Origin of the sequence: Streptomyces sp. x-80 (assembly GCF_046549095.1) — a bacterium.
GTDB classification, from domain to species: Bacteria; Actinomycetota; Actinomycetes; order Streptomycetales; family Streptomycetaceae; genus Streptomyces; species Streptomyces celluloflavus.
In genome coordinates this window covers 1-869 of the sequence record NZ_JAJPWM010000074.1, presented here as the reverse complement: position 1 = coordinate 869, position 869 = coordinate 1, and the positions used below count along the sequence as shown (strand labels likewise).

The window sequence follows — 869 nt, the reverse complement described above, 5'->3', positions numbered from 1 at the left end:
GAGGATGTCTCACGTGGTGAACTGGGGCATCATTGCTGCTTGTGGGTGTCGATCTTTCGCAGCGGCTGGTTCCTGATGGTCTGTGGGGACTGGCCGCTCCGTTGCTGCCGTCGTTCAACTCCCGTCCGCAGGGTGGCGGGACCGCTCCGTGTGACGAGCGGGCCGTGTTCACGGCGATCGTGTATGTGCTGACCAGCGGGTGTGCCTGGCGGCATCTGCCGGAGACGTTCGGGGTCTCACCCGCGACGGCGCATCGACGGTTCACCGCATGGACCCGGGCGGGGCTGTGGCGTCGGCTCCACCGGGCGGTCCTGGACGAACTCGGTGCGCGGGGCGAGCTGGACTGGGCCTCGGCGATCGTCGACGCCGCCTCGGTCCGGGCCAAAAAGGGGGCACGCTGACCGGGCCGAACCCGGTCGATCGCGGCAAGAAGGGCAGCAAGCTGCACGTGCTGTCTGAAGCCCAGGGCATCCCTCTGGCCGTCGCGGTGTCCGGTGCGAACACCCACGACAGCCTGGCCCTCAAGCCGCTCATCCGCGGAATACCCGCCGTCCGATCCCGCCGGGGGCCACGGCGGCGCCGACCGGTCAAGCTCCGTGCGGACAAGGCGTACTTCTCCGCCGAACACCTCACCTGGCTGCGAGAGCGAGGGATCGTCCCGCGCATCGCACGTCCCGGGATCGAATCAAGCGAGCGGCTTGGCCGGCACCGCTGGAAGATCGAGCGGTCGATCGCCTGGCTGTTCGGCTACCGCCGGCTCACCGTCCGGTACGAGCGAAAGGGCTCCCACTTCCTCGCCTTCCTTGGCCTCGCAGCCACCCTCACCTGCTACAAGAAGCTCGCGAAACTCACCACGTGAGACATCCTAT

At 68.0% G+C, this 869-nt stretch carries 1 protein-coding gene; it reads left to right on the top strand.

The features are described 5' to 3' along the window. Positions 1-41 precede the first annotated feature (41 nt). Positions 42-859 (top strand): IS5 family transposase gene (locus tag ACLJWH_RS41955; protein WP_411147072.1). Its coding sequence is split into 2 segments (ribosomal slippage): positions 42-399 and positions 399-859, totalling 819 coding nucleotides; the frame shifts between segments, so codons are not numbered across the junction. The last annotated feature ends 10 nt before the right edge of the window (positions 860-869 follow it).